Source organism: Mesorhizobium sp. M7A.F.Ca.US.011.01.1.1, from assembly GCF_003998295.1.
Classification (GTDB): domain Bacteria; phylum Pseudomonadota; class Alphaproteobacteria; order Rhizobiales; family Rhizobiaceae; genus Mesorhizobium.
Genome location: NZ_RZRT01000025.1, coordinates 20,782 through 33,636, shown reverse-complemented (window position 1 = coordinate 33,636; position 12,855 = coordinate 20,782). Strand labels below are relative to the sequence as shown.

The 12,855-nt window shown below is 62.8% G+C and carries 8 protein-coding genes; 6 read left to right on the top strand and 2 right to left on the bottom strand.

The genetic code is table 11. From position 1 onward, the window contains the following. Window positions 1-70 precede the first annotated feature (70 nt). From glgB to EOA13_RS21370, 6 genes are read left to right on the top strand one after another with little or no spacing between them, the layout of a single operon-like run. Complete coding sequence (gene glgB / locus EOA13_RS21395) at window positions 71-2,284, top strand: 1,4-alpha-glucan branching protein GlgB (protein WP_127295665.1); 2,214 nt, start codon at window positions 71-73, stop codon at window positions 2,282-2,284. Between the two features lie 46 nt (window positions 2,285-2,330). Beyond that, on the top strand, window positions 2,331-3,596 hold the full coding sequence (glgC, locus tag EOA13_RS21390; RefSeq protein WP_127295663.1) for a glucose-1-phosphate adenylyltransferase: 1,266 nt from the start codon (window positions 2,331-2,333) through the stop codon (window positions 3,594-3,596). A 3-nt stretch (window positions 3,597-3,599) separates the two neighbouring features. Continuing rightward, on the top strand, window positions 3,600-5,045 hold the full coding sequence (gene glgA, locus EOA13_RS21385) for a glycogen synthase GlgA (protein WP_127295661.1): 1,446 nt from the start codon (window positions 3,600-3,602) through the stop codon (window positions 5,043-5,045). A gap of 3 nt (window positions 5,046-5,048) precedes the next feature. Then, the gene (locus EOA13_RS21380) at window positions 5,049-6,677 is read left to right on the top strand and encodes an alpha-D-glucose phosphate-specific phosphoglucomutase (protein WP_127295659.1); all 1,629 of its coding nucleotides are present in this window, start codon (window positions 5,049-5,051) and stop codon (window positions 6,675-6,677) included. Between the two features lie 11 nt (window positions 6,678-6,688). After that, window positions 6,689-8,707, top strand: coding sequence for a glycogen debranching protein GlgX (glgX, locus tag EOA13_RS21375; protein ID WP_127295657.1), 2,019 nt, complete (start codon window positions 6,689-6,691; stop codon window positions 8,705-8,707). Further along, on the top strand, window positions 8,694-10,316 hold the full coding sequence (locus EOA13_RS21370) for an alpha-glucosidase family protein (RefSeq protein ID WP_127295655.1): 1,623 nt from the start codon (window positions 8,694-8,696) through the stop codon (window positions 10,314-10,316). Before glgX ends, EOA13_RS21370 begins: the two co-directional genes overlap by 14 nt. 11 nt (window positions 10,317-10,327) lie before the next feature. Here EOA13_RS21370 and EOA13_RS21365 read toward each other — a convergent pair whose 3' ends face one another. Together EOA13_RS21365 and EOA13_RS21360 are read right to left on the bottom strand one after the other, a co-directional pair. Beyond that, window positions 10,328-12,109 (bottom strand): TadG family pilus assembly protein, encoded by a 1,782-nt coding sequence (locus tag EOA13_RS21365; RefSeq protein WP_127295653.1) that lies wholly within the window; start codon window positions 12,107-12,109, stop codon window positions 10,328-10,330. Beyond that, window positions 12,110-12,565 carry a TadE/TadG family type IV pilus assembly protein gene (locus tag EOA13_RS21360; RefSeq protein WP_164780233.1) on the bottom strand — a complete coding sequence of 152 codons (456 nt, stop codon included), beginning with the start codon at window positions 12,563-12,565 and terminating at the stop codon, window positions 12,110-12,112. Window positions 12,566-12,855 lie beyond the last annotated feature (290 nt).

Sequence of the window (12,855 nt, the reverse complement as noted above, 5' to 3'; positions counted from 1 at the left end):
GGTGTGAACTTAAAAGTCGGATCACACCACTAGAAACAAACACTCGGTGCCTGGGGAGGGACACTGCCTGATGAAGAAGCCGCGCGCGACCGCTGCGACAAGCGGGCCGGACGGACTGGCGGCAGCCAGCGATGTTGCGGCGATTGTTGCGGGCACGCATGGCGATCCGTTTGCCGTTCTCGGTGTTCAGGAGGCTGGGAAGGGTTTTGTGGCCCGCTGCTTTGTTCCGAATGCCGAATTCGTCACCGCTTATACGCTGACCGGCACCATCGCGGGTGAATTGTCCAGGCGCGACGATGGCGGCTTTTTCGAAGGCAAGCTCTCGATCAAGAAGCGGCAACCGCTTCGCTATCACGCGCGCAATGCCGGCGGCGACTGGTGGCTGACCGATCCCTATTCGTTCGGTCCGGTGCTCGGGCCGATGGACGACTACTACATCGCCGAGGGATCGCATCTCAGGCTATTCGACAAGCTCGGCGCCCATGTCATCGAGCACGAAGGCGCCACGGGCGTGCATTTCGCCGTCTGGGCTCCCAATGCGCGGCGTGTCTCTGTGGTCGGCGATTTCAACGAATGGGACGGCCGCCGGCACTCGATGCGCGACCGCCGCGACACCGGCATCTGGGAGGTGTTCATTCCCGATATCGGTGCTGGCCGGCCCTACAAATACGAGATCATCGGCCCCGACGGCGTCAGGCTGCCGCTGAAGGCCGATCCGTTCGCCTTCAAATCCGAACTGCGTCCGGCCACCGCTTCGGTCGTTGCTGTGCCGCCGGCGCATGAGTGGGGCGATGAGGCGCATCGCAATTTCTGGCGCAATGCCGATCACCGGCGCGAAGCCATTTCGATCTACGAGGTCCATGCCGGCTCCTGGCAGCTTCGCGACGACGGTACGTTCCTGTCATGGGACGAACTGGCCGACCGGCTCATCCCCTATGTGGTCGAGACCGGCTTCACCCATATCGAATTCATGCCGATCTCTGAACATCCCTATGACCCGTCCTGGGGCTACCAGACGACCGGGCTCTACGCGCCATCGGCCCGCTTTGGCGATCCGGACGGCTTTGCCCGCTTCGTCGACGGCGCCCACCGTGCCGGCGTCGGCGTTATTCTCGACTGGGTGCCGGCGCATTTCCCGGTCGATGAGCACGGCCTGGCCAATTTCGATGGCACCGCGCTCTATGAACATGCCGATCCGCGCAAGGGGTTTCATCCCGACTGGAACACCGCGATCTACAATTTCGGCCGCCGCGAGGTGGTGTCGTTCCTGGTCAACAATGCGTTGTTCTGGGCCGAGAAATACCATGTCGACGGACTTCGCGTCGATGCGGTCGCCTCGATGCTGTACCTCGACTATTCGCGCAAGGCCGGCGAATGGATCCCCAACGAGAAAGGCGGCCGCGAGAACCTTGAGGCGGTCAGCTTCCTGCAGAAGATGAACAAGGAGGTCTACGGCCACCATCCGGGCGTGATGACCATCGCCGAGGAATCGACCTCTTGGCCGAAGGTCTCGGCACCGGTGCATGAAGGCGGGCTGGGCTTCGGCTTCAAGTGGAATATGGGCTTCATGCACGACACGCTGGAGTATTTCTCCAAGGAACCGATCTTCCGAAAGCACCACCACAACGACCTCACCTTCGGCCTGACCTACGCCTTCTCCGAGAATTTCGTGCTGCCGCTCTCGCATGACGAGGTCGTGCACGGCAAAGGCACGCTGCTTGGCAAGATGGCTGGCGACGACTGGCAGAAATTCGCGACGCTACGCGCCTACTATGCCTTCATGTGGGGTTACCCCGGCAAGAAGTTGCTGTTCATGGGGCAGGAGTTCGCGCAGCGCCGCGAATGGAGCGAGGCGCGCGCGCTCGACTGGAACCTGCTGGAGTTCCGGCCGCATCGCGGCGTCTGGCAGACGGTGCGCGATCTCAACTATCTCTACCGTTCGCGCCCGGCGTTGCATGGCCGCGACTGCGAACCGGAAGGGTTTACCTGGCTGATCGTCGACGACAGCCAGAATTCGGTTTTTGCCTGGCTGCGCAGCGCGCCGGGCGGTAGCCCGGTGGCCGTCATCTCCAACTTTACGCCGGTGCCGCGCGACAATTATCGGGTACCGTTGCCGACGGCCGGAAAATGGCGTGAGATCATCAACACCGACGCTTCTGAATATGGCGGTTCCGGCAAGGGCAATGGCGGCATGGTCGAGGCCCGGGCGGAGGGAGGAAGCATCTCTGCAACGATGCTTTTGCCGCCGCTGTCGACGATCATGCTCGAGCTCGTCGTGGACTGAGTGTCGAGGTCGAGTAGTCGAGACTGAGTAACTTGGGAGGGTAGAAATGGCAGACTTGAAACGGACCCAGCCACTGGCGCGCGATGCCATGGCCTATGTATTGGCCGGCGGCCGTGGCAGCCGCCTCAAGGAACTGACCGACCGGCGCGCCAAGCCGGCCGTCTATTTCGGCGGCAAGACGCGCATCATCGACTTCGCGCTCTCCAACGCGCTCAACTCCGGCATTCGCCGCCTTGGTGTCGCCACCCAGTACAAGGCGCATTCGCTGATCCGCCATCTGCAACGTGGCTGGAACTTCCTGCGGCCCGAGCGAAACGAGAGTTTCGACATCCTGCCGGCCAGCCAGCGCGTCTCGGAAACGCAGTGGTACGAGGGCACGGCCGACGCCGTCTATCAGAACATCGACATCATCGAGGCCTACGGCCCCGAATACATGGTGATCCTCGCCGGCGACCACATCTACAAGATGGACTACGAACTGATGCTTCGCCAGCACGTCGACGCCAATGCCGACGTCACCGTCGGCTGCCTCGAAGTGCCGCGCATGGAAGCCACCGGCTTCGGCGTCATGCATGTCGATGGCAAGGACAACATCATCGCCTTCGTCGAAAAGCCCGCCGATCCGCCCGGCATTCCCGACAAGCCGGAGTTCGCTTTGGCTTCGATGGGCATCTACGTGTTCAAGACCAAATTCCTGATGGAGCAGTTGCGCCGCGATGCGGCCGAGCCGGGCTCAAGTCGCGACTTCGGCAAGGACATCATCCCCTATATCGTCCAGCACGGTAAGGCGATCGCGCATCGCTTCGCCAAGTCCTGCGTCCGCTCGACCGCCGAGAACGAGGCCTACTGGCGCGACGTCGGAACGGTCGACGCCTATTGGGAAGCCAATATCGACCTGACCGACATCACGCCTGAACTCGACCTCTACGATCGCGACTGGCCGATCTGGACCTATGCCGAATTGAAGCCGCCGGCAAAGTTCGTGCATGATGAGGATGGCCGCCGCGGTTCGGCCGTGTCTTCGCTTGTCTCGGGCGACTGCATCGTCTCGGGTGCGTCGCTCAAAAGAAGCCTGATCTTCACCGGCGCGCGCATCAATTCCTTTTCGACGCTGGAAGAAGTCGTCATGCTGCCCGACGTTCATGTCGGCCGGAACGCAAAGTTGAAGCGCGTGGTCATCGACCATGGTGTTAGGATACCGGAAGGCCTGGTGGTCGGCGAAGATCCCGTCCTCGATGCCAAGCGCTTTCGGGTCTCGGAGAAAGGCATCTGCCTGGTCACCCAGGACATGATCGACAAGTTAGGGCTCTAACGCATGCAGGTTCTGTCGGTCACGCCCGAGATCTTTCCGCTGATCAAGACCGGAGGGCTTGCCGACGTGACCGGCGCGCTGCCCATTGCCTTGGCGGCTAAGGGCGTGACCGTGCGCACGCTCATCCCAGGGTTTCCGACCGTCATGGCCGCCTTCAAGAAGAAGCGGGCGGTTCTGCAATATCCCTTGCTGCAGGGAGGCAAGGCCTCCGTCCATTCAGTCCAACTCGCCGGGCTCGAACTGTTCGTGCTCGATGCGCCGCATCTGTTCGACCGTCCCGGCGGTCCCTACGGCAACGCCACCGGCGTGGACTGGCCAGACAATTGGCGGCGTTTCGCGGCGTTGAGCCAGGTCGGCGGCGACATCGCCGGTGGCGCCATCTCTGGCTACCAACCCGACATCGTCCATGCCCATGACTGGCAGTCGGCGATGACCCTGGCCTATATGCGCTACGGCAAGGCGGTCGGCGTGCCATCGATGATGACTGTCCACAACCTCGCTTTCCAGGGCCAGTTCGGCGCCGCCATCTTTGGCGAACTCGGCCTGCCGGCGGCGGCAATGGCGCTCGACGGCGTCGAATATTACGGCGGCGTCGGCTTCCTCAAGGCCGGCCTGCAGGCCGCCTGGGCAATCACCACGGTCAGTCCGACCTACGCGCAGGAGATCCGCTTGCCGGAATTCGGCATGGGCCTCGACGGCCTCATCAACATGCGCTCCAGCGATCTCTATGGCATAGTCAACGGCATCGACACCGACATCTGGGATCCGGAAACCGACAAGCATCTGGTGTCCACCTATACGGCGAGCACGCTGAAGGCGCGCGCTCCCAACAGGGTTGCCGTGGAAGACCGCTTCAGCCTTGAGCGCGACGACAGCCCGATCGTCTGCGTCGTCAGCCGCCTGACCTGGCAAAAGGGCATGGATACCTTGGCGACAGCGGTCGATGGCATTGTTGCGACCGGCGCGCGCCTGGCCATCCTGGGCTCGGGCGATGCCGGCCTCGAAGGCGCGCTGCTCGCCGCCGCCGCCAGGCATCGCGGCCGCATCGGGGTCGTTGTCGGCTACGACGAGGGGCTGTCGCACATCATGCAAGGCGGCTGCGACGCCATCGTCATTCCCTCGCGCTTCGAACCGTGCGGGCTGACGCAGCTTTACGGCCTGCGCTATGGCTGCGTACCCGTGGTTGCCCGCACCGGCGGCCTTGCCGACACGGTCATCGACGCCAATGAGGCTGCCGTTTCGGCCGGCGTCGCCACCGGCTTCCAGTTCGCGCCCAACAATGGCGGTGCCTTGCTGCACGCCATCCGCCGCCTCGTCGACGCACATGCCAGTCCGGCGGTCTGGGAATCGTTGCAGCGCCAGGGCATGAAGGCCGATGTGTCGTGGGACAAGAGCGCCGAAAAATATGTCGAACTCTATCGCTCGCTGCTTTCGAAAAGGGTTGCCTGAAGCATGATACGAACCGTCCCCACCAAGCCTTATTCCGACCAGAAGCCCGGCACGTCGGGCCTGCGCAAGAAGGTGCCTGTCTTTCAGCAGGAGCACTATGCCGAGAATTTCATCCAGTCGATCTTCGACGCGCTCGACGGTTTCAAGGGCAAGACCCTGGTGATTGGCGGCGATGGCCGCTTCTACAACCGCGAGGTCATCCAGAAGGCCATCGCCATGGCGGCCGCCAACGGCTTCGGCAAGGTGATGGTCGGGCAGGGCGGTATCCTGTCGACGCCGGCCGCCTCGCATGTCATCCGCAAATACAAGACCTTTGGCGGCATCATCCTGTCGGCCAGCCACAATCCGGGCGGCCCGCATGAGGATTTCGGCATCAAGTACAATGCCGGCAATGGCGGCCCGGCGCCGGAAAAGCTGACCGACGCGATGTTCGAGAAAACCAAGACGATCTCAAGCTTCAAGATCGCCGATATCGATCCGATCGACATCGACACAACAGGCACGGTCAAGGCCGCCGGCATGACGGTCGAGATCATCGACCCGGTCGCCGACTATGCCGAACTGATGGAAAGCCTGTTCGATTTCGATGCCCTGCGCAAACTGTTCAAATCCGGCTTCCGCATGCGCTTCGACGCCATGCACGCGGTGACCGGCCCCTACGCCAAGGAGATCCTGGAAAACCGGCTCGGCGCGCCCAACGGCACCTGCCGCAATTTCAAGCCGCTGCCGGATTTCGGCGGCCATCACCCGGACCCGAACCTCGTCCATGCCAAGCACCTCTATGACGAGATGATGGGACCAGACGCGCCGGATTTCGGCGCTGCCTCGGATGGCGACGGTGACCGCAATCTGATCATCGGCAAGGGCATTTTCGTCACCCCGTCGGATTCGGTTGCCATGCTTGCCGCCAACGCCCGCCTGGCGCCCGGCTACAAGGCCGGTCTGAAAGGAATTGCCCGCTCGATGCCGACCAGTGGCGCTGCCGACCGCGTCGCCGAAAAACTCGGCATCGCCCTCTATGAGACGCCGACCGGCTGGAAGTTCTTCGGCAATCTGCTCGACGCCGACATGGCGACGATCTGCGGCGAGGAAAGTGCCGGCACCGGTTCCAACCACGTCCGCGAAAAGGACGGCCTTTGGGCGGTGCTTTTGTGGCTCAACATCCTTGCCGCGCGGGGCGAAAGCTGCAAGCAGATCGTCGCCGAGCACTGGGCGACCTACGGTCGCAACTACTATTCGCGGCACGATTATGAAGAGGTTGAGAGCGACCGCGCCAACGCATTGGTCAACGAGTTGCGTGCCAAGCTCGCTTCGCTGCCTGGCACCAGCGTGCGCGGCATGAAAATCGCCAGCGCCGACGATTTTGCCTATCACGATCCGGTCGACGGTTCGATCAGCGAGCATCAGGGCATCAGGGTGCTTTTCGAAGGTGGTTCGCGGGTCGTCTTCCGCCTCTCCGGCACCGGCACGTCGGGCGCGACGCTGCGCGTCTACATCGAACGCTACGAGCCGGACAAATCGAGACACGATCTCGACACCCAGGCCGCCCTTGCCGATCTGATTGCCGCAGCCGATGATATTGCCGGGATTCACAGCCATACCGGCCGCCCCAAGCCAAGCGTAATTACTTGATGAAATCTGCGATGCCGGCCGCTGATCGGTCGCGATTTGGCGGACTTGTCTCGGAGGGCGGCATCCGCTTTGCCGCCTGGTCGCAGGCCGCCCGCCGGCTTTGGGTCTCGATTTTCGACGAGCAGGGCAAGCGGGAAATCGAACGCCTCGAGCTGCAGCCGGAAGGCGAGGGCGTCCATGCGCTGTTCGTCGCGGGCCTTGGCCAGGGCATCCGCTACGGCTTTCGCGCCGATGGCGACTACGCGCCGGAGCGCGGGTTGGGGTTCGATCCCGCCAAGCTCCTGACCGATCCTTATGCCGTCGAGATCGACAGGTCCTACACCTATGACTGGCGGCTGGCCCAGCGCCGGGGCGAGGGCGCCGATACCGCGCCGCTGATGCCGAAGGCGATTGCCGCTGCGCTGCCGAAGCCGGTGCAGGCTGCGCCGCCGCTATTCCAGCCGGGCGGCCTTATTTACGAAGTGCCGGTGCGCGCTTTCACCATGCTGCATCCGGATGTTCCGGAAAAATTGCGTGGTACCATTGCCGCTCTCGCTCATCCCGTGATTATCGAGCACCTGAAAAAACTCGGCGTTGGCGCGGTGGAACTGATGCCGGTGACCGCGTCGATCGACGAGCGACATTTGCCGCCGCTCGGGCTGCGCAATGCCTGGGGCTACAATCCCGTGACTTTCATGGCCCTCGATCCGCGTTTGGCGCCGGGCGGCATCATGGAGTTGCGAAACACGGTCGCCGTGCTGCGCGAGGCTGGCATCGGCGTCATCCTCGACCTCGTCTTCAACCACACCGGCGAGAGCGACTGGCTTGGCCCGACGTTGTCACTGCGCGGTCTGGACAACCAGGCCTACTACCGGCACTCATCAGACGGCGGGCTAGCCAACGATACCGGCACCGGCAACACGGTCGCTTGCGACCATCCTGTCGTCCAGGAGATGGTCCTCGACACGCTTCGTCATTTCGTCAGGGATGCCGGCGTCGACGGCTTCCGCTTCGACCTGGCGCCCATTCTGGGCAGGGTTGAAGGAACATTCGATGCCGAGGCGCCGTTGCTGAGAGCGATGCGCGACGACCCGCTGCTGGCCGATCGGGTGTTGATCGCCGAGCCGTGGGACATCGGTTCCGACGGCTATCAGCTCGGTAATTTCCCGCCGCCCTTCCTCGAATGGAACGACAAGTATCGCGACGATGTCAGACGCTTCTGGCGCGGCGACGCCGGCATGGTCGGTGCGCTGGCGACCCGGCTTGCCGGTTCGTCCGATGTGTTCGCAACGAACTGGCAAAACGCCAGTCGGACCGTCAATTTCATCGCCGCCCATGACGGCATGACGCTCGCCGATATCGTGCGCTACGAGCGCAAGCACAACGAAGCCAATGGCGAGCAGAACCGTGACGGCCACAATGAAAACCTGTCCTGGAACAACGGCGTCGAAGGGGATGCGGACGATCCGACCATACCAACTGCTCGCCTGAACGATCAGCGCGCGCTGCTCGCCACGCTGTTTGCTTCACGCGGCACCATCATGCTGACCGCGGGCGACGAATTCGGCCGCACCCAGCAAGGCAACAACAACGCCTATGCGCAGGATAACGAGATCACCTGGCTCGTCTGGGCCGGCCGTGACCAGGCGCTGGAGCGCTACACGGCGGAACTCTCGAGGCTGCGCCGGTCGATGCCGGCGCTCTTCGATACAAGCTTCCTAACTGGCCAGCCGCAGGCAGGTTCGGGGATGCCGGACGTCGCATGGCTGACCGAGACAGGCGCGCCGCTCAATGAACAGTGCTGGCAGGACCCGCAGCGGTACCGCCTCGTCATGATCCTGGGTGGCGTCAGCCGCCTTGCCGTCATCATCAACGGCGATCGCCGAGCCTGCATGTTCACCTTGCCTGAGCGAGACGGATTCTTCTGGACTCCAGCCATCAAAGCGCCGGATGCGGCGGACAGCTCGCGACCGATATCGGGACGGGCGGTGATCTTCATGATCGAACGAGCGCAAGCCGGCACAGGGGAGAAGCGCAATGGCGGCAGGTGACAGGACCGGATGGTGGCGCGGCTGCGTCATCTACCAGGTCTATCCGCGCTCCTTTCAGGACACGACCGGCAACGGCAGCGGCGATCTCGCCGGTATCACGTCGAGGCTCGCTCATGTCGCCTCGCTTGGTGTCGACGCCGTCTGGCTGTCGCCTTTCTTCAAGTCGCCGATGGCCGATATGGGCTACGACGTGTCGGATTACTGTGATGTCGATCCGATGTTCGGCACGCTTGAGGACTTCGATGCGCTGGTCGCCGAGGCGCATCGTCTCGGCCTGAAGATCGTCATCGACCAGGTGCTGTCGCATTCGTCCGACAAGCACGACTGGTTTGTCGAAAGCCGCGCCAGCCGCGATAATCCCAAGGCCGACTGGTACATTTGGGCCGATACCAAGCCCGATGGCGGCGCGCCCAACAACTGGCTCTCTGTCTTCGGTGGCCCGGCCTGGGAATGGGATTCGACCCGCCGGCAGTATTACATGCACAATTTCCTTGCCTCGCAGCCCGACCTGAATTTCCACAACCCGGAGGTCCAGGACGCGCTTCTCGACACGGTGCGGTTCTGGCTGGAGCGCGGCGTCGACGGCTTCCGGCTCGATACGGTCAATTACTATGTCCACGACCGCTGGCTGCGCAGCAATCCGCCGCTGGCGTCGAGCGTCGCCGGCACCAACGGCGAGACCAACACCTACCTCTACCAGGAGCACCTGTTCGACAAGACGCGGCCGGAAAACCTGACGTTCCTGCGCCGCTTCAGGGCGCTGCTCGATGAATATGACGACCGCGCCGCGGTTGGCGAAATCGGCGATGAAGGCCGCTCGCTGCAGACGCTCGCCGCTTACACCTCAGGCGGCGACAAGCTGCATATGTGTTACACTTTCGACCTGCTCGGTCCGCAGTTCTCGGCCGCGCATGTGCGCGGCTGCGTCGAAGCCTTCGAAGCGGCCGTCTCCGACGGCTGGGTCTGCTGGGCGTTCTCCAACCATGACGTGGTGCGCCATGTCAGCCGCTGGACAAGGCCGGGCAGCGATCCCGACGCGGTCGCAAGATTCTCGATCATGCTGCTCGCCTGCCTGCGCGGCTCGATCTGCCTCTATGAGGGCGAGGAACTCGGCCTGGAGGAGGCGGAGCTGGCCTATGAGGATCTGCGCGATCCCGTCGGCATCCGCTTCTGGCCAGGCGTCAAGGGCAGGGATGGGTGTCGCACGCCAATGGTCTGGGAGGCCGGCGCCGACAATGCAGGCTTCTCCACGGCCAAGCCCTGGCTGCCGATACCGGCCAGCCATCGCACCCGCGCGGTCGACGCCCAGAATGCCGACACGGCCTCGGTGCTGAAGTCCTATCGGACCACGCTGGCCTTGCGCGGGGAGCATGAGGCGCTGGTATCAGGCTCGATCCGCTTTCTCGACGCCGAGGGTGACGTGCTGGCTTTCATCCGCGAGGGCGGCGGCGAAAGACTGCTCTGTGTCTTCAATTTCGCCGAGGGACCGGCCAGTTGGCCGTTGCCGGGGGATATCGGAGCGGTTGTACAGCTGGATGGCAATGCCGCGGTCGTCGAGACCGAGCTTTTGCTGCCAGCGCTCGGAGCCTTTGTTGGCAGGCTCGACTGATACCCGGACCGTTACTGCACCAGCACCGCACGTCCGCATGTCGCGCCGGTGACCCGGACATCGGCTTCGCCGAGATGCACGCCGAGCGTATCGAGCAGATTGTAAAGCAATGTGTCGACTGGTGCGGTCACGGTTTTCAAGAGCGTCGTCACCGCAGGTTTCACTGCGCCGAGCAGGGCGGTTACGTCAAGCCCGAGGATACCCAGCGCGTTGACGGAGAGTGACAACTTGTCGACCAGTGATGTTGTCAGCGTCTGAGTCAGGTCCCGTGTCGGCGTCGTCTTGATGGTTTTGGCGGCGATCTCGGTTTTGTTGAAGACCAGGTTGGTCGGGCTGACGTTGGTGATATCGGCACCCGCCGACCCCTTCACCAGTATTAGCGGGATTTTTAGCAGCAACAGATTGAGGCTGACATTCGCTATGTTGGCGTCGGAGAACGACTGCGGGTTGCTGAAATCGGCGAAAGCGGTGGGGCTGTTATCGGCGTCGCTGGCGGCAAGGTTCACCGCGGCGACGCCGGGCTTCGCGGCAATGGTAACCTTCAGGCTGTCGGGGCCGGTCGGGCAGCTGATGTCGGTCAGCTTGGCCTCGGCGTAGGCCACTTCGACATTCAGCGGCAGCTTGACCGACAGCAGGCTGATGCCGCCGCCCAGGTTTGGATTGCCGACGCCGACCGTGACCAGCAGCTTGATGCGCGTTTGCGCGGTGCGCACCACGGTGCCGGCTTCTCCAACGGCCAGCCATGGCGAGGATTGCGGCGGTTCGCCGATGGCGATGGCGAGCGTGGTCGACAGCACCCCGGGAATGGTGGCGCCGAGGGCGACGTCGACCTGCTTCGAACCGTTTGCCAGTCCGGCGGCGGCCGTCAGCATTCCCAAGGCGCTGGCATCGACGCCGAGGCCGGCGGGCCTTTGCCCGAGGCCCAATTTGCCGACGGAGCCGAGATCGACCAGATGACTGAGCGGGATCTTGACCGTGCTGGTCGACTTCGAAGCGATCGTCTGCAGGGCGACCTTGGCCGTGTTGCCAAGCCCCGGCACATTGGCCATGGCCGTGGCGATCTGGCCGACGGTCGCCTTCGATGCCAGCACATCCGTATACGACACGCCGGTCAGGTTCAACTGTGTGGCAAGGCCGTCGACGAAGGAGAGCACGCTCACATCCGCGGAGAGCAGCGCGTTGTAGTCCATGACGCTGAGCGAGATGTTGCTGCCGAGAAGTCCGCCGAGAAGCGCGTTGAGGATGCCGCCATTGAGGCTGGCGAGCCTCGATCCGACCGAGAACGTCGCCTGCGGCGTCATGCTGGCGGTGGCTTGGGTGCCGATGACGGGAGTGGGGATCAGCGAACTCGCGAAATAGCGGGCCGGGATCTTCTTCAGGGTGACACGGACGGCATTGTAGGGTGTTATGCTGGCCTGGAAACGCTGGCCCACATTGGCGCCGGATACCACATATCGCCCGGGTGTGACCGTCACGACGGTTTTGCCGGCCGCCGGCTCGATCGTCTGTCCCGAGCTTTGAACGACAACCCCTGGCATGCCGTTGTCGGTCAGCGTGGTGACAACCGCGGTGTTGACTTTGGTCATATTCGAGGCGGCGGTGATCGCCGCCAGATCCACCATTGCCTGTGCTTCGCGGCGCTCGGTGTAGATCGAGGCTTCGTCGATGGCCACCGCGGCCAGCGCCAGCGCCACCGGCGCGCTCAATGCCGCCATGACGGTGAAGTTCGCTTTCCTGTCACCCAGCATCAACCGGGCAAGCCGACCGATCCCATTGCACGCATGCAGCAGCATTTAAATGCCCCCGACCCTGATCGTTGACTGGCGCTTGATGGTGGTCCCGGGCATGGCTATCCCCGGGAAAAGGTTCCAGATCGGCAGGTTGCGGGCATCGTACTGGATGGCCACCACGAACTGGCTTCCATCGGCCGCGCTGTCGTTGGCCTGGTAGGTCAACTTGCTGACATCCACGAAGGGATATCCGCCGGCATTGTTGGTGACGAAGCTCGCCACGAGCGTCTGGCGCTCGGTCTGGTTCAGCCCGGCAATGGCCGTGCGGGCCGCATCCGCCGCTATCTGCTGGATCGAGTTGGCGGCGCCGAAATATATACCGTATGCAACCATTCCGAGTAGGAGAAGAATGAAGATCGGCGAGAGTAAGGCAAATTCAACCGCAGAAGTTCCACGTTCCTCTTGAAATTTTCGCACCAATTGAAAGACCTTGGGCAATTTACTTGCTCCGTTGCTCATAGCCGCCACGCGTCTGAGATCGAACTGTATAGAAGGCAATCATAATGTAACCTGTGGTTGCTTAAGAACGCATTAAGACATTCCGGCAAACTGGCGTGGCTCCGATTCGCGGTGAAAAATGGCGTCGAGGTGAAGAAACCAAGTCAAGCTTCTGGTTTCGGCTGGTGTTTCAGCGGCCACGCCATAGCCTTCGTCCGCCTTACTTTGGGTGACCCAGAGAGTCTGTTGAAATAAAAATTCTCCGCGTTAGTGTCTGGGCACGAGCCGCAGGACGGGAACCAGCGGCGCGC

What these genes read in the sequence shown, in the direction of transcription:
- glgA (WP_127295661.1), top strand. Translation starts at nt 3,600, where the DNA reads ATGCAGGTTCTGTCGGTCACGCCCGAGATCTTTCCGCTGATCAAGACC.
- EOA13_RS21380 (WP_127295659.1), top strand. Translation starts at nt 5,049, where the DNA reads ATGATACGAACCGTCCCCACCAAGCCTTATTCCGACCAGAAGCCCGGC.
- glgB (WP_127295665.1), top strand. Translation starts at nt 71, where the DNA reads ATGAAGAAGCCGCGCGCGACCGCTGCGACAAGCGGGCCGGACGGACTG.
- EOA13_RS21360 (WP_164780233.1), bottom strand. Translation starts at nt 12,565, where the DNA reads ATGAGCAACGGAGCAAGTAAATTGCCCAAGGTCTTTCAATTGGTGCGA.
- EOA13_RS21365 (WP_127295653.1), bottom strand. Translation starts at nt 12,109, where the DNA reads ATGCTGCTGCATGCGTGCAATGGGATCGGTCGGCTTGCCCGGTTGATG.
- glgX (WP_127295657.1), top strand. Translation starts at nt 6,689, where the DNA reads ATGCCGGCCGCTGATCGGTCGCGATTTGGCGGACTTGTCTCGGAGGGC.
- glgC (WP_127295663.1), top strand. Translation starts at nt 2,331, where the DNA reads ATGGCAGACTTGAAACGGACCCAGCCACTGGCGCGCGATGCCATGGCC.
- EOA13_RS21370 (WP_127295655.1), top strand. Translation starts at nt 8,694, where the DNA reads ATGGCGGCAGGTGACAGGACCGGATGGTGGCGCGGCTGCGTCATCTAC.